The 20171-nt window shown below is 43.1% G+C and carries 20 protein-coding genes; 11 read left to right on the forward strand and 9 right to left on the reverse strand.

What is annotated here, in order from left to right:
• Nucleotides 1–68: 68 nt before the first annotated feature.
• On the reverse strand, nt 69–410 hold the full coding sequence (locus R7P72_RS12520) for an ArsR/SmtB family transcription factor (RefSeq protein WP_005375451.1): 342 nt from the start codon (nt 408–410) through the stop codon (nt 69–71).
• A gap of 270 nt (nt 411–680) precedes the next feature.
• Here R7P72_RS12520 and R7P72_RS12525 point away from each other — a divergent pair, with 270 nt between their 5' ends.
• Both R7P72_RS12525 and R7P72_RS12530 read left to right on the forward strand, forming a co-directional pair.
• Complete coding sequence (locus tag R7P72_RS12525; RefSeq protein ID WP_005375454.1) at nt 681–1265, forward strand: NAD(P)H-dependent oxidoreductase; 585 nt, start codon at nt 681–683, stop codon at nt 1263–1265.
• A 167-nt stretch (nt 1266–1432) separates the two neighbouring features.
• On the forward strand, nt 1433–1798 hold the full coding sequence (locus tag R7P72_RS12530; protein WP_005375456.1) for a winged helix-turn-helix transcriptional regulator: 366 nt from the start codon (nt 1433–1435) through the stop codon (nt 1796–1798).
• 195 nt (nt 1799–1993) lie between these two features.
• Here the strand turns inward: R7P72_RS12530 and R7P72_RS12535 are convergent, their stop codons facing one another.
• A complete protein-coding gene (locus R7P72_RS12535; protein WP_005375458.1) occupies nt 1994–2677 on the reverse strand; it encodes a hypothetical protein in 684 nt (227 codons plus the stop codon).
• A gap of 513 nt (nt 2678–3190) precedes the next feature.
• On the reverse strand, nt 3191–3730 hold the full coding sequence (locus R7P72_RS12540; protein ID WP_005375460.1) for a redoxin domain-containing protein: 540 nt from the start codon (nt 3728–3730) through the stop codon (nt 3191–3193).
• A gap of 564 nt (nt 3731–4294) precedes the next feature.
• Here R7P72_RS12540 and R7P72_RS12545 point away from each other — a divergent pair.
• Nucleotides 4295–6052 carry an SgrR family transcriptional regulator gene (locus R7P72_RS12545; protein ID WP_005375462.1) on the forward strand — a complete coding sequence of 586 codons (1758 nt, stop codon included), beginning with the start codon at nt 4295–4297 and terminating at the stop codon, nt 6050–6052.
• Nucleotides 6053–6061: 9 nt separating this feature from the next.
• Here R7P72_RS12545 and R7P72_RS12550 read toward each other — a convergent pair whose 3' ends face one another.
• Nucleotides 6062–6937, reverse strand: coding sequence for a LysR family transcriptional regulator (locus tag R7P72_RS12550; protein ID WP_017635840.1), 876 nt, complete (start codon nt 6935–6937; stop codon nt 6062–6064).
• A 141-nt stretch (nt 6938–7078) separates the two neighbouring features.
• On the opposite strand from R7P72_RS12550, the gene R7P72_RS12555 reads away from it, so the two are divergent.
• The 3 genes from R7P72_RS12555 (at nt 7079) to R7P72_RS12565 (ending at nt 8991) form a co-directional block, all read left to right on the forward strand.
• The gene (locus tag R7P72_RS12555) at nt 7079–8047 is read left to right on the forward strand and encodes an aldo/keto reductase family oxidoreductase (RefSeq protein WP_033906813.1); all 969 of its coding nucleotides are present in this window, start codon (nt 7079–7081) and stop codon (nt 8045–8047) included.
• A gap of 9 nt (nt 8048–8056) precedes the next feature.
• On the forward strand, nt 8057–8443 hold the full coding sequence (locus R7P72_RS12560; protein ID WP_005375465.1) for a GlcG/HbpS family heme-binding protein: 387 nt from the start codon (nt 8057–8059) through the stop codon (nt 8441–8443).
• 167 nt (nt 8444–8610) lie between these two features.
• On the forward strand, nt 8611–8991 hold the full coding sequence (locus tag R7P72_RS12565) for a hypothetical protein (RefSeq protein WP_005375467.1): 381 nt from the start codon (nt 8611–8613) through the stop codon (nt 8989–8991).
• A 110-nt stretch (nt 8992–9101) separates the two neighbouring features.
• Here R7P72_RS12565 and R7P72_RS12570 read toward each other — a convergent pair whose 3' ends face one another.
• Nucleotides 9102–9434, reverse strand: coding sequence for a helix-turn-helix transcriptional regulator (locus R7P72_RS12570; protein WP_005375470.1), 333 nt, complete (start codon nt 9432–9434; stop codon nt 9102–9104).
• Nucleotides 9435–9575: 141 nt separating this feature from the next.
• Here R7P72_RS12570 and R7P72_RS12575 point away from each other — a divergent pair, with 141 nt between their 5' ends.
• From R7P72_RS12575 to R7P72_RS12585, 3 genes are all read left to right on the forward strand, one after another.
• Complete coding sequence (locus tag R7P72_RS12575) at nt 9576–9887, forward strand: hypothetical protein (protein WP_005375472.1); 312 nt, start codon at nt 9576–9578, stop codon at nt 9885–9887.
• A gap of 722 nt (nt 9888–10609) precedes the next feature.
• Nucleotides 10610–11767, forward strand: coding sequence for an amino acid permease (locus R7P72_RS12580; RefSeq protein WP_005375474.1), 1158 nt, complete (start codon nt 10610–10612; stop codon nt 11765–11767).
• A gap of 232 nt (nt 11768–11999) precedes the next feature.
• The gene (locus tag R7P72_RS12585) at nt 12000–12347 is read left to right on the forward strand and encodes a hypothetical protein (protein WP_017821612.1); all 348 of its coding nucleotides are present in this window, start codon (nt 12000–12002) and stop codon (nt 12345–12347) included.
• 144 nt (nt 12348–12491) lie between these two features.
• Here the strand turns inward: R7P72_RS12585 and R7P72_RS12590 are convergent, their stop codons facing one another.
• The 4 genes from R7P72_RS12590 to R7P72_RS12605 form a co-directional block, all read right to left on the reverse strand.
• A complete protein-coding gene (locus tag R7P72_RS12590) occupies nt 12492–14363 on the reverse strand; it encodes a methyl-accepting chemotaxis protein (protein WP_005375479.1) in 1872 nt (623 codons plus the stop codon).
• Between the two features lie 436 nt (nt 14364–14799).
• Entirely contained in the window at nt 14800–16164 is a 1365-nt protein-coding gene (locus tag R7P72_RS12595) for a YjiH family protein (RefSeq protein ID WP_005375481.1), read from the reverse strand.
• A 455-nt stretch (nt 16165–16619) separates the two neighbouring features.
• Nucleotides 16620–17291, reverse strand: a complete 672-nt coding sequence (locus R7P72_RS12600) for a YoaK family protein (RefSeq protein WP_005375484.1) — start codon at nt 17289–17291, stop codon at nt 16620–16622.
• Nucleotides 17292–17444: 153 nt separating this feature from the next.
• Nucleotides 17445–17846 carry a GFA family protein gene (locus R7P72_RS12605; RefSeq protein ID WP_025768472.1) on the reverse strand — a complete coding sequence of 134 codons (402 nt, stop codon included), beginning with the start codon at nt 17844–17846 and terminating at the stop codon, nt 17445–17447.
• A gap of 200 nt (nt 17847–18046) precedes the next feature.
• Between R7P72_RS12605 and R7P72_RS12610 the strand changes: the two genes are divergently transcribed.
• Nucleotides 18047–18676 (forward strand): hypothetical protein, encoded by a 630-nt coding sequence (locus tag R7P72_RS12610; RefSeq protein ID WP_005375490.1) that lies wholly within the window; start codon nt 18047–18049, stop codon nt 18674–18676.
• Between the two features lie 124 nt (nt 18677–18800).
• Complete coding sequence (locus R7P72_RS12615; RefSeq protein WP_025768471.1) at nt 18801–20084, forward strand: peptidoglycan DD-metalloendopeptidase family protein; 1284 nt, start codon at nt 18801–18803, stop codon at nt 20082–20084.
• Nucleotides 20085–20171: the final 87 nt, after the last annotated feature.

Genomic DNA, 20171 nt, shown 5'->3' on the forward strand with positions numbered 1-20171 from the left:
TTATCGTCGAAAGGCGATAGTTAAGGGTATAGTTTATCTCTGCACGCCTGAACAGCGTGCAAAGGGCATTAATCAAATAACTTGGAAAATCCTAGATTGAACTGATCAAACGCGTCGCGTTGAATGCGGTAACACACCTTAGGTGGGTTTGGCTCGGCGCTGATAAAGCCTGCTTGCTTTAGAATACGCAAGTGCTCGGAAACAGTAGATTGCGCAAGACCCAGTTCAGAAACCAAATCACTGTTCAAACAACCGCCCATGGTATCGAGCGTGTGCAGGATATGCAGAATGCGCAAACGTGCTGGATGCGACAAAGCTTTTGCTTGCGCTGCTAGAGTTTGTTCTTTCTCGAGCTGTTGTTGCGTTGTCTGAAAAACAACTTCGCACGTGTCCTTGCACTTATCACTCATTCGCTGGCCTTAATAGTTAATCGTCGAATTACGATAGAGTGTACGCCTGCTCTGTGAAAGATGCAACAAATCGATGAAAAAATTAATCGGGAAATAGCGATGAATAAAAAGTTGAAAAAATATATCTTTTAAAAACAGAGATATAATCAAAAATTAAGTAGGTTACTAAAAGTTAACTAATTGCACTATATTTCTAGGTTACCATAATAAACCACATCCGACGCACAATGGTTATTGCGTCATCTTGTGAACTTATTTAAAGGTAATCCCATGAGCAACGTACTGATCATCAATGCACACGAACCATCACCATATTCAGAAGGTCGTCTAAATGCTTCTCTTGTCGACAAAGCACAGACGCTTCTGCAAGCAAAAGGCCATGAGGTTCGCGTTGTGACAATGCAAGATGAGATCAACGTAGATGAGCAACTCGCACACTTTGAGTGGGCTGATCGCGTGATCATCCAAAGCCCAATCAACTGGATGTCTGTGCCTTGGTCATTCAAAAAATACATGGACGACGTGTTTACTGCGGGTATGGGCGGCGCACTATGTGCATTCGATGGCCGTAGCGCAGAAGAACCAAAGAAAAACTATGGTACAGGCGGCACTCAAACCAACAGCAAATACATGCTGTCACTGACATTCAACGCGCCAGAAGAATCGTTTGATGATGAGAACGAATACCTATTCCAAGGTAAAGGCGTGGACGATTTGATGTTCCACATGCACGCTAACTTCCGCTTCTTTGGTATGTCAGCACTGCCTACATTTGCTTGTTACGACGTGATGAAGAACGCAGATATCGAAAACGATTTTGTTCGTTTTGAAGCGCACATTAACGAAAACTTCTAATCCTTTTAGAAAGATAGTGCGAACTGAATGATGAATTGAGATGGACTGCTACATGCGGTCCATTTTTATTTGTTTGCGGCGAGGTGACGTTTTTATTACTCTAAAGCACTAAATGTATCTAGCTTACTTTTCATTACCTAGATTAGGTGCGTATCTTGAGGTGTATTGTGGAAAGCAGAATCAGTGTAGATAGCAAAGGTCGTAAGTCAGTGGCGAACGTATGTGCGGAGCCATGTGCTATCGAGAAAGGGATGCGTCTAATTGGTGGTAAATGGAAAGGTTCTCTGATTTATCATTTGAAAGACGGCCCAGTTCGTTTCAATGACTTAGCACGCATGCTAGGCGGTGCAAGTAAAAAGATGATCGACCAACGTCTTAAAGAGCTAGAAGCGGAAGGTATGGTGGTGCGTAAAGTGATCAGCGACCGCCCAATTGCAGTCAGCTATGAACTAACAGAGTTCGGCCGTACCGCACTTAAGATTCTTGATGATTTGCGAATTTGGTCTGAAAAGCATCAAATTGAGCTTCGTTAAGACCAAAGTAGTTAATCGCAAACGTCACTCTCTTTTGAAAGCTGATTAACAATACATCGCCGTTTATACCCAAGTAACTTAGATGTGCTTCATTAAAATCGTAATTTGTTTCGTAAAACAACGTACTCTTTCGAGTCAGGCATATCGAAGCTACTTGAGCATAATCGTACTTTTTAAGTTTTTGATTTTTAGTTATTATTTTATCATACTTAATAAGTTGTAGAATAAATCACTCACTTCAGTTGAATTTAAAAAAGCACTATTTAATTCCAGTTTCTTTTCAAAATCGGAATATTTGTCGAATTCCTCTTTCTCAACTAAACCTATTGGTGAGTTGTCGTTAACATGGCTTTCATATTTTTTGATGGTATATAATTTAGACTTTTCGTCAAAATATTGAATTATCTTAATGTTAACGTCAGGTCTCTCCGTATTATACGTGATCGTAATTTTTTCATAATCTTTATTAATCGGAGTCGTAAGCCCTGTAGGGTAGATGATTTTAAACCCATTAATGTCATTCTTCTTCGTGCTTTTATAATGTTTTGAGTATGAAAAGTTTTCAATTGCACTTTTAGTGACGATAATTGACTCACCTTTCTTTAAACCGTATTCGGTACATTCATAATCGTCAACAACCGTAGAATTTCTTTTCTTTTCAATCAGGTAGGACATGCTTGCAGATGTCCCTCCGTGTTCCAGTTTTTGTTGGTTTACAGAACAATAGAAATGACCTTTGTCCACCGTCATTGCGTTGATTTGTTCCGGATTTGAAATGGTGGGATGTATATCTTTTGCTGGATCGTTGTCGCTTCCTCCTGAACCGCATCCAACTAATCCGATACAAACGGCCATATAAAGCAAAGAGATTTTATTCATACTGTATTTCTCAATTAAGATGTGTGATTGCAAATAACGATTAATTACATTTTTATAAAGTGAAATGTTTTTTATTTTTAATTGAACGGTGTTTTATTGTTAATTTAATCGTTTGCTTTTATTTTGTCTCTTACGGTATCTATGTTTTCATTTATGGTGTGAATTGTTAGAAGTGCACGATTGTGAGTTGCAGTAGGATAATAATCGCTAGCTAACTACTTGTGTAGGTATCGTTATGATTTATACATCCGTTAAGTCTAAGTTTTTAGTCTTAATTTCATGTGTTTATCGTGAAAGTGACTTAGAAGTAAATACTTAACGTCGTTTGAGGGGAGCCTGAGCTTCACTGATCTTGTTTTTCATCAAGGCGTTGTATAATGAACAAGGACTCTATTTCCAGCTTGTTGATACATATCAGATCTCACGGATCTGATATGCATTCCAAGTTATTCTCACTGAGGCAAGAATCCTAGCTTATTTAAGGATAGAAAGTTTACTTGGGTGTAGAAGATATTAGTAATCCAATGTGCCACGGATAGGGTAGTTATTGTTTGGATCGCGAATCCATGCCAATCCGCGTGATAGCGCGCCAAGCTCAGGGCGAACAAACGGGTTGTTTGAAATATCCACCACGTGTAAGTCGCCGTGTTCATTCACCACAAACAGACCTGGTTCTGCGAAATTATGATCGGTTTCCTGTTCAGATCGAGGAATAGATACATACAAGCCTAGCGTTTTCATTTGTTCTTCGGTCAGGCCGTAAGCGATAGAGAAGCTGATTTCGAGTTTCTCTAGATGCCCCTCTAGCTGTGCTTTTGAGTCGCCAGAAACGGCAAGAATATCGACGCCAGCATCAGCGAAAGCCTGTTTGTAACTCTCAAGCTCGTTGAGGTACTTAGTACAAAGAGGGCAGTGTTTACCACGATAAACGAATACTGCTCGCCAAGTCGCATCACCTTGCGGCTGACCCAACGTTACGCTTGAACCATCTAGCAAAGTGGCTTGAAGATGAGGGAAGCTGTCGCCCGCTTTAAGTTTCACTGAAGTTGCCATATTGACTCCCGAATTGGTGGTGTATATCCATGAATGCCCCTTTCTCAACAAAGCGATTGGGGGATGAGACTTCAATGTAGACTCTGTTTTGCGGTGTTTCAACTAGTTAACTTTTAGTAACCTGCAATAAGGTAGTAGAGTGCAAAAGATGAAAAAGCAGAACTTAAGATACAACGAAGTGGGGGTGTAGTATCAGGAGCTAAGTTCTGCTTGAGGTTAGGCTATGACCACTGGAACATATCGTTAAGATAAACCAGAGTCATCACTTCTATTTTATTACTCGATTGAGCTAGGCGTTGCTGAAAAAAGTACGCCATCATTGGCTTCTTCATTTTTTCCTCCTTTAGCTGACGAGTAAATTATGTGTATAAAAGGGGATATAAAAAAGAGAGTGCTTTTGTTGGCTTTTTTCCTAATAACGTAAATATATGGGGCTTTAAAGCCGAATTTGGAGGTTAATTGTGGAAAAGGGGAACAGATAATTAGGAAGTTTTCTTATTTTATTACCGCCAACTTAAGTAAACTATTCCTATCCACAAACTTCACAGATCTAAGGTTGATTCAGTGTCTGATCTCAATTTGTTTCGCTATTACCAACGATTACTCTCGTTTAGCGTTGGTGATGAAACAAAAACCACGTTACAGGACATTGCCGACATCATGTTCACTTCTTCTCGGCATGCTCGTAGCCTGCTAACGCAGATGCAGCAGAAGGCGTGGTTGAGCTGGCACCCGAAAGCTGGGCGGAATCAACGATCGACTCTTATTCTGAATATGGAGTTAGACGTTTTAAAAGAGAGCTTGGCTCTTGAACGTATCAAGTTAGGCAAGTATGAAAAAGCACTGGCGATATTAGATGAAGACGAAATGGCATTTGGCCGTTTGTTAAAAACAACGTCTGGTGCTTCTGTTCAAGAAGGACAGCTCAATATTCAATTAACCTATAAGCGAATGTTTGAGCGCGTCGTTCCACATCAACTTCAGCGTAGCAGCGAACGTTTCTTATTAAGGCAAATCTATTGTTGCTTAGTTTCGAGTGATCACAATGGGAAAGTGCAACCAGAACTCGCACATCACTGGCGTTATGACGAAGACACCTACGAATGGACTTTCTACCTTCGTCCAGGTCTGACTTTTCATAATGGTAATTCCATTGATGCAGAAACAGTGGTTAGCTTGTTTGCAAAATTGAGTTCACTACAGTATTACGAAAAAGAGTTGGCACATGTTGCTAACATTACTGCGCCAACGCCATTGAAGGTTGTTTTTAAGCTTAATCGAGCTGACTTGGGCTTTGCTGGACTTATTTCTGGTGTGAAATACGGCATTCAACCAGTAAGCCAAGTTAACGTAGCGAATAACAAGCTGGTGGTCGGAAGTGGCCCATTCTCTGTTGTCGAGCACAATGAAAGTCGTTTAAAACTGCAAGCATTTAATGGTTACTATGCATGTAGAGTTCTAACGGATTTGGTGACTATCTGGATTGTTAATGACGAGCAAATGGAGAACCCGTCATTGGCAGCAAATACGTTGCAAAGGGATGCTTCGCCCGAGGAGGATTTGTGTGGACACTATATGTCGACGCAAAACCGAGAAAACTCATCGGCGAGCAAGCGTAGTCGAATAGAAGATGGTTGCTTATTCGCCTTATTTAATCAGCACGCTAAGCACAAACTCTCTTTAGCGCAGCGCCGTTATACTAGTGAGCTAATTCAACCTGAGCACTTGGCCGAAGTGATGCGCCGCGAGAATATTGTATTTGGGAGTATACCCGCTTATAACCTGCTACCAGGTTGGAAGCCAGTGCTCCGTCCGTTTAGTGAGCCGCTTAAGTTACCTAAACACATTACGATAGCCGGATATAACTATACCGCATTGCGTCGCTGTGCGCGGGCTATTTCTAATCGTTTGGCGAGTGTTGGCAGTAAAGTAGAAATTGTTATGTATTCCTACCGTGAGCTGAACGAGAAGGCTAAGAACGGTGAGCTAAATGAGACGATGGTCGTGACGAACATAAACCTAGATGATAATCGTCATGCCTCAGCGTTCACGAACTTCTTCAGCAACGCTGTGCTATTCCACACTTTGGGAGAAAAGAACGCACAATGGTTAGATGAACAACTACAGAGAGTCAGATCTTTCGTTCCACTTGAGGACTACCTTAATGCATTGGAGCCAATTGCATCGACGTTGATCAGCGAGTATTGGATTGCACCCATGTTCCACCATACACAAACTTTGCGTTTCCAAGGTGTTTTAGAAGACGTCGCTCTTACTAACTGGGGTTGGCCAGATATTCGCTCGGTGTGGTCTGCGGATTAACTGCCTTAGTTATATAGCAAAGTGCTGCTTCACGAATTCAATGAAGGCTCTGGTTTTCGCCGATTGATAGATGAGCTGCGGATACACCAAGTACACCGCGTTGTGCTGGTGGTCGGTTTCTTCCGATAAAACCTGCACTAGACGGCCGTGCTCAACGTCTTGTTCGACAAAGTAACTTGCTAACCGAGCAATGCCATTGCCAGACAGGGCTGATTCTTTGAGTAAGCGGTTTTCATTGCTTGAAAGCCAACCTTGGGTTTGAACTGTTCCCGTTTTTAACGGCCACTCTTTTTGATGCAATGTGGTTAAGCATTGATGCTCTTGTAAATCATCTAATGTCTCCGGCGTACCTTCTTCTTGCAGATACTGAGGAGAGGCAACCAGCCAGTGGTGGTAGTCCAAAAGGTGATGCGCAATCATATTCTCTGGCGGCGTTCTTGTCGCTCGAAACGCAAAATCAACGCTGGTTTCTGTCAGATTAAACGCTTGATAACTAGAAAGGATCTCGAACTCTACGTTTGGATGTAAAGCGCGAAACGCTACGCACAAATCATGCAGCACCGCTTCAGCAAACATCTTGGGAGCGGTAAGACGAATCAGACCGTCTATTTGTTCAGATCGCTGACTTAAACTCTTTTCCATTTCCATTACGCGGCGTTTGAGATCTTCCGCTTGTGCAAAGATCGATTCACCTTCTGCCGTCAATCTCACGCTGCGTGTGGTTCGAACAATCAAAGGCGTTGCGAGTTCCGATTCCAATCGCTTGATTTGTTCCGACAGGTAACTTTTAGAGATACCAAGTTGCTCTGCTGCTCTAGAAAAGTTGAGTGTTTGAGCCACTTCAGCAAACAGCATCAGTTTTTCGATTCTCTTATAATCTGCCATCTTTATTGCTCGCTTTAATTGTTCGGTAACGAGGATAATGAATTCGATTTTACGGTATTAAACTAATTTTTACGAACGGTAAGATGGTTCGAGTTAATTTAAGAAATTGAAGATGCAGAAATCGGAAAAGTGAGAATAACGATGAACAATCCAACACTACCGCTCGCCAAAACCTTACCTAACGTTAGCCGCTTGGTCTTCGGCTGTATGGGACTTGGAGGGGAGTGGAATCGCAACCCATTAACCGCCCAAGATGAAAACCAAGCTTATGCCGCTGTAGAGGCAGCATTAGAGGTTGGCATCAATCTCTTTGATCATGCGGATATCTACAAATTCGGTAAGGCTGAAGAAGTGTTTGGGCGCATCTTAGCCAATGACTCAACCTTACGAGAACGAATGTATCTGCAATCAAAGTGCGGCATCCGTCTAGGAGATGAGCAAGGTGTTAAGCAGTATGACTTCTCTGCCAAATGGGTGACGGCTTCTGTTGAGGGCATTCTTGAACGCCTTGGCGTGGAAAATCTTGATGTTTTGATGCTGCATCGTCCTGATCCTTTGGTTGAATTTGAAGAACTGGGCACAACGCTAAAAGCCCTGAAACAAGCTGGCAAAGTTAACCACTTCGGTGTTTCTAACATGAACAGTGCTCAAATTGACCTTCTTCAACAAGCAACGGGCGAAGTTGTTGTGGCGAACCAGTTGGAAATGAGTCTGGCTAAGTCTGACTTTATTAAGCAAGGCATGGGGCTTCCTTCGTCGGAATCTGACTACGTTGCGGGAACACTGGAACATGCCCGTAAGCATAATATCCAACTGCAAGCGTGGGGCAGTATGGCGCAAGGAAGATTCTCAGAGCGTGGTTTACATTCTGATGATCACAACACCAGACAGACGGCGGAGATGGTGATGGCGCTAGCAGCTGAATATGGCGTGTCGTCTGAGGCGATTGTTTTAGCCTTCCTAACGCGTCACCCAAACCAAATTCAGCCTGTTATTGGTACTGCAAACCCACAGCGTATTCGCGCTTGTGCTCAAGTAGAGAACGTCACGCTATCACGTAGCCATTGGTATGGCTTGTTCGAGAAAACCCTTGGTCATGAGATCCCGTAGGAGAGAAAAATGAAATACGTACAAGTTCAAACTCTGATTCAAACGGCATTGGAAATTGCGACTGCTCGCAAGCAGAACATTGCGGTTGCCGTGGTTGATACACATGGAGAATTGCTCGGTTTTGCCCGAATGGATGATGTGAGTGTGCAAGCAGGTTTGTTGGCACATAACAAAGCTTACACCTCGGCTAGAGACCGTCAGCCTAGCGGCAATCTGGGTGCTTGGGCTCGTGAGACGGGTAAGCAGTTGAGTTATTGGACTGACCCGAAGATCACAGGCTTTATGGGTGGTGTACCTGTAGAACAAGAGGGGAAAGTCGTCGGTGCAATTGGTATCAGTGGTTTGGCTGAGCAAGATGATGAAGCACTTGCGATGGAAGTATTAAACGCGCGTTGAGTATAATGTTTATCAGTAGGTGTGATGCTTTGTCCCGCTTTGTACTCACTGTAGGGACTCAAGTTCACAGGCTTCGTCGAGTCACAGTGCTATCTAATAGCCTGAAGTAAGCAGAAGTTGAAATCGCGAACTATGATTAATTTATTTGAAAGCTTTGAGGCCTAAATATGTTTCATAAGGTATTCGTTTCGCTATTTTTTGTTCTCCTCTCAGGCTGTGGTACGAGTGACAGCGCGTTAAAAGAGAGCGGTTATGATGAAGCTTATATCCAAGGCTTTCATGACGGTCGGCATAGTGGTATGCAAGAGGCAGGGAATGATTTTGAACACTATATTAAGGACGAAACAAGGTATCAAACCGACTCAGATTATCGACAAGGCTGGGATGCTGGTGAGGTAGAGGGTAACAAGTTACAAAAGCAGGCGACCGCGATAGGACAAGGCATGATTGATAATTCGTATGAAGAACGTGATGTCTTTGATCCTGATAAAGTGGCGAAAGATGCAATAAAAGGCGTTGATACATCGGAATTAAAAAGCCTAGAGTAACGGACTGATATAAAGAATAAAACTCGTCATTTGACGAGTTTTATTTTTGTCTAAACGATTCATGTTTCAACGCTCAACAGGACATTCACGTTTGGGTATGAGTAATGTGGTTAATCACCTTTCTTGTTCTTTTGTTCAAGGATTAACGATAACAGGCGAACGAGCAGGGACTGAGCTTCCGGTGAGAGCAATCGCGCCACGGCCGTTAAGTCATTTGCTGTGACATGCTGAACATCACGTACATCTAAGGCAATATCTAGGTCAGTCAAATGAAGCGAACGCAATATGGCACGATATTGTGAGAGTTTAAGATCGGACTCTCCGCGCTCGATCCTTTGATATGTTTTTACGCTCATTCCAGCGATGTTTGCCATTTGCTCACGGGAGAGGCCATTCGATTTTCGTCTTGCGATCAGTGCTTGAATTATAGGGTCTACCTGCATGTGCTCTCCTGAAAGGACAGTTTTGACCTAAACGGAGCAAGAAGTGGACCAGTTTAACCACCACATATTTACCTGCTTTGCAATCAGTATAAAAATAACTGTCTTATAAAAACGTAAATATTTTAGTCAGTTATTAACTCAATGGAAAAGTATCAATCATACAAATCAATAGAAACGAAAGCTTCTATTCGCAAAATGCAACGCATTTTAGATCATTTATTTAGTGAAATTGATCAGCAACATCGTGAGACTAAAGAGAATGTTGTGACACTGATTCAACAGTCACAACAGCGATTGATGAACTACAAAGAGCTTTACCTTCACAAAGAATCGATAAGTGAAGTAGAGCTGCGGATGGCGCATGAAAACATGAGTGAGACTGAGAAGCAGGTCGCCGATATGGGTATTCCAGTGTTAACTTATATCATTGGCGCGCTAGATAAAGCGTATTAACACAGTCGTAAAGTCGGGCGATACAAGATTTACGCAATTTCGATCAATTGATGACATCTAAAAGAAAGGATGCAAATGCTGGGGAACCACACCCAGCATTCGGACACTCATTTACCTATATTTTCGAACCGTAAATCAGTGTTTAGAGGTATGTGAACCGAACGTGTCGGTACGCAGCGAATAATAGCGATATTGTCCGATCTAGGCTACGTCCTCGGAATCTAACACCTTCACTTAAACTGTAAATTAATCTGTACACCCAGCCAAATTGAGCCATTGAGCACGTTCTTCCTTCTCTTTAAGCGATAAAAGACTAATTAGTGACGAAAAAAACAACACATCTTAGGTAAAAGATAAGAGCTGTTAAAATATATCGCTATAAGATTGACCTTTTGCTTTTCAATCGTCCTGCTTATGCCTTACAATCTTTTCGAACCAAATCCATTCATAACGAATGGGGTTGATGAATTAAGATGAACAATTTTGCTTCGAACCCAAAGTTGCGCACATTTCATCAACGATGACATCGCCAAAAACGACTCTCAAGTGTTCATGTGCAAATGATTAACCACCTTTTGTTGCGTGTCTTCTTAGCCATACAGGGCTCTTGTAACATAGTGCTCTTGTAACCAAATTTTGACTAAGTCGGAGCGTTTTGTTGTGTGCTTTAGATAAAGCACAACTGGCGAGAAATTAACGGATTGAATTTAGAGGTATTAACCGTGAACCTAAAACTTGTCGGCAGCTCCCTGATCGTTGCAGGTACTGCTCTTGGCGCTGGTATGCTTGCTATACCAATGGTGCTTGCTCAATTTGGCCTCCTTTGGGGCACTCTTCTTATGTTGTTCATCTGGGCTGGAACGACTTATGCTGCGCTGCTCCTTCTTGAAGCCAGTTGCAAAGTAGGTGGTGGTGTGAGCATGAATGCAATTGCTCGCGAAACGCTTGGTAAAGGAGGCCAGTTGGTAACCAACAGCTTGCTTTACGCCCTGTTAGTTTGTCTATTAATGGCTTACATCATTGGTGCGGGTGATCTCGTACAAAAAGTAACAGCCTCAATTGGGCTTCCAACATCTACGATCTCAAGCCAAGTCGGTTTTACTCTTTTAGTTGGTATCATTGTTTCGGCAGGTACAGGGGTAGTAGATAAGCTGAATCGCGGTTTGTTCCTAGGCATGATCGTAGCGCTGATCCTGACACTTTTTGCGCTTGCACCAAGCGTCTCGTTTGAAGGACTTGATGAGGTTGTGAGCGACGATAAAATGGCACTTATCAAAACCAGTTCGGTGCTTTTCACCAGTTTCGGTTTTATGGTCGTGATCCCATCGCTTGTAACTTACAACAAAGAAGCGAGTAAAACACAGCTGCGTAATATGATTATCGTGGGCTCAACTATTCCGCTTGTTTGTTACCTATTATGGTTGTTAGCGGTTGTCGGCAATCTACCACCTCATGAGCTTGTTCAATACTCCAACGTAACAGAGTTGATCTCGGTACTAGGTCAGCAATACGAGGGCTTAGAGTTCATCCTATCCATGTTTACTGGTTTGGCACTACTAACGTCGTTCTTAGGTGTTGCAATGGCGCTATACGATCAAAATGCAGACCTACTGAAAGCAAGTAAGCCAGTGATTTTTGTTACTACTTTTGTGCTACCACTATTAGGTGCTGTATTTGCGCCAGAACACTTCCTAGCTATTCTCAGCTACGCGGGGATTATTCTTGTGTTTCTCGCGGTCTTTGTTCCATTATCAATGACCATGAAAGTGCGTCGAGTGCCGGTAGAAGATGACAATATTTATGAAGCTGGTGGCGGCGCAATGGGAATGAGCATGATCTTCCTATTCGGCTGTTTCTTGCTGTTTGCCCAAGCAGTATAAAATCACGCTAGCTTATTTAAAAACTGAGCCGCTCGTAGTCAAACGGGCGGCTTTTTTGTATTCATAGCCGAACCCAGGCCACTCGAAGTCATCAGCATTTGTGATGTTTGACGTTTCTCTGATAATCACGGTTAGCGCTGACTTTTTAGTAAAACTCCTTAGCGAAAGGCTGACATGTACAGTGATTCACCCTTCTATTATATCGATGTTGATATGAATAAGAGGCTCTGTTGTGTCAAAGCAATTATCTTTTGCCATGGTTGGCGTTATGTTGTCTTTAGGTGTGTTGAGTACAGAAGCGGTGGCTGACCCGAAGCATAAGCATGGACATCGGTACGATCACCATCATGCGCATCACCACCATCATAAACACAAGCGCAAGCACAAGCACAAGCATAAACACAAACATCGTGACGTTATTTATGTGGAGACCAGACGACCAAGGCGCAGTTACTATTACCATGACCGAATTCCTCGGAATAGTACCTACATAAAGATTGGAGATTTCACTTATCTAAAAGTGGACGATCGTTATTATCGCCGTTCTAATGATCGCTATATCCATGTCGAGTTCAATTAAACTTGAAAGGGCACATAGTCGGCGTTCTTGTAATGTTGAGCTTAATAGCAACAACATGTCACATGTAACATCGACCAATACTAGGGTTGAGGGTTAAAAACAAAAACAGCGAGCCGGTGCTCGCTGTTTTTGCTTAAATGAGTGTTAGACAGTAAATCTATTTAAGATTTGATCTTGTTTATGTACATCTTCTTGTTGCGCCTGCATCGCGTCGTTGGTTCGATTTGCCGATTCGGCGACTTGAGTCGATAGGTCTTTAATATTCACCGTATTGTTGTTGATCTCTTCAGCGACGAGGCTTTGCTCTTCCGCTGCTGAGGCAATTTGCAAGTTCATATCGGAAATACGCTGAATCGCGTCACGAATGCGTTGTAACGCACTATTTGCTAAACCCGCTTTTTCAACGGCCTCTATAGCACTACCTTTGCTTTGATGCATGGCATTTGCCACAGAAGAAGCGCCAGATTGTAGTTGCTCAATCATAGTACGAATCTCTGTTGTCGACTCTTGAGTACGTTGTGCCAGTGTACGGACTTCATCTGCAACAACGGCGAAGCCTCGGCCAGATTCTCCCGCACGTGCAGCCTCGATTGCGGCATTCAACGCGAGTAAGTTCGTTTGGTCCGCAATATCGTTGATGACTTTTAGAATCGTTTCGATATTGGCGGTAGCAGATTCCAACACTTGTACTTCTTCGACTGCAAGGTCAATGCTATCGGAAAGCATGTTTATCGTTTGTGTCGATTCACCAACGATAGAAGACCCCTCAACCGTTGCTTGGTCGGCTTCTTTGGCTGCACTTGCCGCACCTTGCGCATTATTAGCAACCTCTGTCGCGGTGACAGACATCTCATGCATCGCGGTAGCAAGTTGTTCTAGCTCTTGCAGCTGAGTGTGAATTGCGCCTGCCGAGCCTTTTGCGCCCTCAGCGGTGATTTGAGTTCCGTTTAAAATTTGATCAGAAATACGTTTCGACTCAATGATTTGCTGTTGTAAGTTCTCCATGAACGTATTGAAGTTTGTGGCAAGCTCAGAAAACTCTTGGTCAGTATCTGTTTCGAGGCGTTGTGTAAGGTCGCCTTTCCCTGATGCTACATCTTTAATCGCATTGTTTAGCGTGTCCAAAGGACGCATGAGAGTGCGAATCAACAGAGTTAGGGCGATAATAGATGCAATCACGGCAATGATTGAATAAATAATAGCGTTGTTACGAAGCTCTCCTACGGCAGAATAGGCAACAGCTTCATCGATCACCGAACCTACGTACCAGTTCTCGCCAGGAATGTGAGTCAGGTTAACCATGTAGCGGTTGCCATCAATCTCAACATGTTGTGCTGATTGCGTAAGTTCGATTTGTGGGAGGTAGCTACCGACTTTCTCACCGTTGTATTTACTTTGAGGGTGAGCAATGGTTGTGCCATCAGCGGTGACCAAAAATAAGTAACCAGCATCAAACAGATTCACTTGGTTGACGAGATCAGAAAGGGTAGTTAATTCGAGGTCATAAAACATACCGGCTAAAAACTGGCCATTTTCTTTTACTGGCGTACCAACAGAGATGATAACGTTTTTCGAAGACGCATCGACGTACGGATCGGTTACGACCAAATCGCCTTTGCTCTTAGCTGCAATAAACCAAGGACGCTGACGTGGGTCGTAGTCTGGGCCCGCATCCCAGCCGTCGTCATTTTCAATCACAAAGCCATTACTTTCATAACCAAAACCGATGGCAAGGAAGCTGCTTTTTGGCGTGGGTCTTTCAAGTATGTTTTGAACATAGCTATGTGAACTGGGGTCAAGCTCAATCACTTCAGTAATGGAGCGAGCGAGATCCTTCTTTGCATTCATTTCTGATTGCACAGTGTTACCAACACTGGTCAATATCTCGTTTACACTTGAGTCGATTTGCTCCTGAGTTTGGGAGCGGATGGTCATAACTTGTTGTGTCGACAATAACGACACGGTAATTAGCAGCAAAAATGAAGAGGCTGTGACAACCTTATGTCTGAATTTCATGAGCTTTCCTCTGATTCTCCCGGTTGGTTCCACTTTGCTTTCGCCTCTTTTAAACCGAGCGAATTGGGCATAAAGAGAAACCTATTGTGTTTGGTTATATTTTTATCGACATCTTTGTCAAAAACATGAACTCATTTGTCGTCTTTTTTAACTAAATTTAAACAAACCGACAATTTACGTTAAAACTTGTGAGTGTGATCATGTTTGCGAGCTCAATTAATGAAATCGTCATAATGAAAATAATTGCTTAACAAACAGTGGCATCAACTGGCTTTACAGGTGAGGTGATGAAAATTTTGTTGGTGCTGAAAGGTGTTTTGTTGAAGTTTTGTCTTTGTAAATTATGAGCTTTTTACTAAAAGCCTAATGTGGACGGAGTTTTAGGTATAAAAAAGGCCCCGACGATGCGGAGCCTTTGTTAATTGACGTCTCGATTTTAGAAAATAAGATGAGCAACGCCAGCAATCACAGGTAACGTGATTAGCGTACGTAAAATGAAGATTACGAAGAGCTCTACAATGTTTACTGGAATTTTGCTGCCTAACAGTAGGGCACCTACTTCCGACATGTAGATAAGCTGAGTTACTGACATTGCCGCAATAACAAAACGTGTCATTTCGTTATCGATTGAGGCCGCTAAAATTGCTGGAATAAACATATCCGCAAAGCCAACAACGATTGTCTGTGATGCTGCAACAGCTTCAGGGACTTGCAGTAGCTCTAGGTATGGGATAAACGGTTGACCCAGAATTGCAAATACAGGCGTGTATTCTGCAATCACCAATGCAACGGTACCAAGACCCATAACTACAGGTAGTACGCCAAATACCATGTCGACTGCGTTGTGTACGCCTTCTTTAAATACAGACTGAACCGATGTGACTTGACCAGCACGCTTAAGAGCTAGATCCATACCCCAAGAGAATGTGGTGTGGCCTTCTGGCACTGCATCTGCGTCTTTATCTGGGTTGCTGCCGTCAATGTAGCGATCTTTCTTCAGACTAAGCGGAGGCAGGCGAGGAATGATAATCGCTGCTACGATACCAGCTAGACAGATAGCGCCGTAGAAAGGCAAAAATAAGTGCTCTAGTTTTACCTGAGCGATAACAACTAGGCTAAACGTGATCGATACTGCTGAGAAAGTGGTCCCGACAACAGCCGCTTCACGCTGAGTATAGAACTTATTTTCGTATTGCTTGCTGGTTAGCAAGATACCAACACTTCCGTCGCCTAACCAAGATGCCATACAGTCAATTGCACTGCGGCCAGGTAGGTTGAATACCGGACGCATTATTTTACTGAGTAACGCACCAAATAGCTCCAGAAGACCGAAGTTCAAAAGAAGCGGAAGCAGTAAACCCGCGAAAATGAAAACGGCAAACAGAGTAGGTAGGAGACCAGTAAGAACAAGCCCGCCAGTGTTCTCTTCCCAAATTGCTTTTGGACCCACTTGGAAAAACGTCATTAACACGGCAGCGCCGCCGATTAAACGAACAACGAGCCAAAGTGGAGATGGGTTGAAGAGACCGTTTAAAAAACCATTACGTAAAATTGCAGCTGGCTTAAAAATTTTGCAAAGAACAGAAGCAACGGCCATGAAAGCGATGATAGTGGTGACGATAGCAATCAAGGTATCGCCTAACACCGCTGGGATGACTTTTGCCATCACGGCAACGGGAATGGTTAGGCCGCCATCGTAAGAGATCGGAGCCATAAAGAGTAGAAGACCAATTAGGGAAGGGATGAAAAACATCCAAAAGTTGCCCTTAGGAGCTTCAGTAGCATTAGTGGTGTTATGCATAGTTGTCTCGTGTTACTACTAGTCAATACTTGCCATTTCCATGACATAAATATTCACTAAACATCCGTATTTAATCACAGTTTTGCGGAGGGTACCCGCAAACTGCATCCATTGCAATACTATTCATTAAATACATCTAGTTATTCAGCCGATTTGTCGGGTAATTGGTCAAATAACGTCTAAGTGTATGCGAATATGTTGCTTGTGTTAGAAAATTGTAGCACGAGGGGCGAATTGCGCAGTGAATTATGGGGCGCATTGTGACTGGAATAATAAAATGGTAAACAAATGTGATTTTGATCTAACTAACTTCTTTGCCAGAAATTCAGTTAGCCTTATCTATTTTAAGGTTTTTAGTGGTGTCAAAATACCGTTCAGCGTTTCTTGTACCGTTGCAGTGTGAACCTATTGAGCCAAATCCGATTGAAGCATGTCGCTTCAATCGGATCGAAATTTTATGCTTTTTGTTGACGGCTAAGTATGTATAGGTAACTCCAGTAAATCAGAGCCGTAGAAAAAGCCAATATTGCTGGGAAAACCAGCGTATATAAACCATATACCGTAAATAGAGCCGCTCCCGCGACGCCGCCAAACAAAAAGCCAAAGAAAATGAATAGGAATAATTTTGCTTTACGTCGGTCAAATTGACGACCTCTCAAGCTCTCTCCAATCATAATCCCTAGATCGGTGATGATTCCGGTCATATGTGTGGTTCTGACTACTGCGCCGCTAAACGTGGTGATCATTGCGTTTTGTAATCCACATGCTGCTGATGCTAGATATTGGCCGTACAAATCCCCTTGCACCAAAAAGCCCAAGCTGAGTAAGAGCAAGCTCCCTTCTATGCACAGTGCAACACCATATCTTCGCCCTAGTTTTAACGCACTGCTTTCAATAAAAAAGCCGCTAAAGGCAGCGCCAATCAAAAAGCTAAATACGATGAAGAGCAGGTGAATGGAGCTATCCACACCTGTTAGCAAGCTGTTCCCTAGCTGAGTTACGGTTCCCGAAAGATGAGTTATCGCTTGGTGTTGAAAGCCGAGAAGACCAACGGCGTTGACGCAGCCCGCGAGAAGAGCTAGTAGAAACGCGCCATATTCCACCCAACGAGGAAGTCTGGAAATCACAATAAACCCCCACCAAATATTAGGAGCCGATTATAACGCTCACACCGAGTTACGAAACCCTTTACAGTAAAACTCGATTGATCATTCTCAAAAAAATCTCACTTATAGGGTGTTTGTCCGAGCCAAAGTAAATATGTGAACGTGGATTGCCCGCTAGCAGATGTGTTCCGTTGTGCATTCGAAACTCACCCACCCGTGTTTCATTTGTTCATAGACTGAAACGGTAGGTTGGTGGAACTCTTTATCGGTAAATAGACCGACGGGAATGATCATGATTTCTGGGTATGCAGCAACGAACAACCTCATTGTCGTGCCGCAGGATGGACAAAAGTCATACTGAACCTCACTGCCATCATCGCCAATTCGGGTATAGCTAGTGACTTCACCGTTTAAAGTGACGTGTTCTTTTTCAAAGCGAGCTTGTACCCCAAAAACACTGCCAGTTCGTTTTTGGCATTCGAAGCAATGGCAGACAGACGTGTGGGTGGGCTCTCCCTTACAACGGATCTCAACTAAACCGCAGGCGCACTCGCATGTATGAATGGTTTTTGTCATCGTGATTACCTATTTGTCCCAATACACCAATAGACCTAGAGCACAGAGCTTGTGTCACTAGCTCGTTATGAGCTCTGGACTTGAAACTATTTGGATACAATCAGTTTAGTTTAATTTTGAAACACTTGAAGAGGTGAAATCATTTGGGTATACAATGGTATACTCGCTTTTCGTTTATACCTTGAAACAAGGAACTCTTCATGACTCACAAAAAAATCCTGCCGATACCACTTATTCTACTTATTCCAATCGTTTTATTGGTTGTGGTTGTGATCGCAGGTGTTTATCGTTTTAGTTTGTCTGATGACGAGATCATGGCTAAGTTTCCTCAAACAGAAGTAGAAACGAACGTTATTGTGCAAGAGACGCTTGGCATCACTGCACGTAACCCTTGGACGATCCAAGTACCCGAGCAGGGTGCGGTCACTTTTCTTGATGAGTGGGATAAAGAAAACGGCTATTTGATCGGTGACTATGATGCAGGTGCGACAAAAGGTCAGGTACTTGTTCCAACTGCGTCGATTAGTCAGCGTGAGATTGAAGGTGTTTCATGGGTTGTTGCACCGATGATTGTAACGACACAAGGTAGCGGTTCGTTTAACTATGTTGGCTTGTTCAAGTTTGACCCCGAGCCGAGCCGAGTTGTACTTTTAGACAGTATTTTTGTTGGTGACCGCGTGAAATTTACTCAGCTCGAATGGAAAAGTGATACAACTATCACTCTTTCATATTTAGCGCACGGTGACGATCAAGCAATGGCAGACACGCCAAATCAATTCAATTCATCCACATTACAGCGTGTAGGGAATAACTTACATATGCAACAGTGATGAATTTTTTTTGAGTTCTGTAAAAATTCAGTATTTTCTGCGCTAGATCTCGAAATTTCCTAGTGATTTCTTATTCGGGAATGCATAAGCTATGAGCCTTGTTTGAAAGGAGATAGTAATTCCCGTGTCTACAAATGAAATTACAAGACGGTTGCCGAATCTGACAAGTCGTAGAGCGCTGCTGTTATACTCCTTGCCAGTTTTAGTTGCGATTGGTGTTTCTCACTCTCTCAAAGAGTCATCTTTAACCAAAACCATCGCATTGAACCTACCTGAATCTCAGGTCGTTGAAAAAATTCTTGATGCGACAACTGCCGAAGTTGTCACTCCCCCGAACTTCGAATATCAAATCCAAGCAGGTGACAACCTAAGCACTATTTTTAGTCAGCTCGGTTTCGGTTACAGCTCGTTAATGAAAGTAATGGAAACGGATTTGAACTACTTGGCACTTGATACACTTAAGCCGGGCAATACGCTCCGTTTCTGGCGTGATGATGCGACAGGCGAGTTAGCGAAAATGGAACTGCAATTTTCTATTGCAGATAAAGTGGTCTACAAGCTGAATAGTGATGGTAGCTATGACTTTACTGATATTTCCATTCCTGGCGTGTGGAGCCAAGAACCTTTAGTTGGCGTTATTCAAGGCAGTTTTTCTTCTTCTGCGAGTCGTTTAGGTTTAACGTCGGCGGAAGTGAGTCAAGTCGTAAGCTTACTCAAAGAACAACTTAACTTTGGACGTGATCTTCGTGCAGGTGATCGATTTGAAGTTGTTCGCCGCTCACAAAGCATCAATGGTGTACCAACAGGTAAGAACGAAATTGAGGCGATTAAGATTTATAATCGCGGCCGCGAGATCACCGCTTACCTTCATACTGATGGTCAATTCTACAATGCCAAAGGTGAAAGCTTACAGCGCGCATTCCAGCGTTACCCTGTAAGTAGCCGTTGGCGTATCAGTTCTGGCTTCAACCCTAATCGTTTACATCCAGTAACGGGGCGTGTTGCGCCGCACAACGGCACTGACTTTGCTGTACCAACCGGTACACCAGTCGTTTCTACTGGTGATGGTACAGTGATCATGACTCGTAAACACCCTTATGCGGGTAACTACGTGGTTGTTGAGCACGGCAGCAAATACAAAACCCGTTACTTACACCTAAGTAAGATTTTGGTGAAGAAAGGGCAAAAGGTTTCTCGAGGCCAGCGTATCGGTCTTTCTGGTAAAACAGGTCGAGTGACTGGGCCACACCTTCACTATGAGTTGATTGAATACGGCCGTCCAGTTAACGCTATGCGAGCAAATATCCCAATGGCGAGTTCTGTTCCTAAGAAAGAGATGGCTACTTTTGTCGCGAACAGAGATGAAATGGATAGACTATTACGCGATAAAGAGAAAGCAGTGCTGTAATAAAGTACTTCGCTCAAAAAACAAAAAGAGACTAAGCATAGCTTGGTCTCTTTTACTTTGTGCATTAACTAGATTTGAATTCTATGA

This window comes from Vibrio sp. Vb0888 (genome assembly GCF_033338835.1).
Taxonomy (GTDB): Bacteria; Pseudomonadota; Gammaproteobacteria; order Enterobacterales; family Vibrionaceae; genus Vibrio; species Vibrio alginolyticus.